This is a genomic window from Streptomyces sp. NPDC059909, from assembly GCF_042730885.1.
Classification (GTDB): Bacteria; Actinomycetota; Actinomycetes; order Streptomycetales; family Streptomycetaceae; genus Streptomyces.
Genome location: NZ_JBHWKX010000252.1, coordinates 1 through 274 on the forward strand (window position 1 = coordinate 1; position 274 = coordinate 274).

At 74.1% G+C, this 274-nt stretch carries 1 pseudogene; it reads left to right on the plus strand.

What is annotated here, in order from left to right:
• Positions 1-274: pseudogene (locus ACFV9O_RS40620) on the plus strand (IucA/IucC family protein); the annotation flags it as partial.

The following is a 274-nucleotide window of genomic DNA, read 5'->3' on the forward strand; positions in this document are numbered from 1 at the left end:
GCTCTGGAAGGCCACCAGACCGGTCATCCCTGGCTGGTCCTGAACAAGGGGCGCATCGGCTTCTCCGCCGAGGACACCGCGCGCTGGGCGCCCGAGGCCCGCCGCCCGGCCCGGCTGCCGTGGATCGCCGTCCACACCTCCCTCGCCGACTACCGGGGCGTGCACGGCCTCGACGCCGAGCGTCTCTACCGCGGCGAGCTGGACGAGGCCACCCGTGAGCTGTTCGCCGGCGTCCTGCGTGACCAGGGGCTGGACCCGGCCGCCTACCTCTACC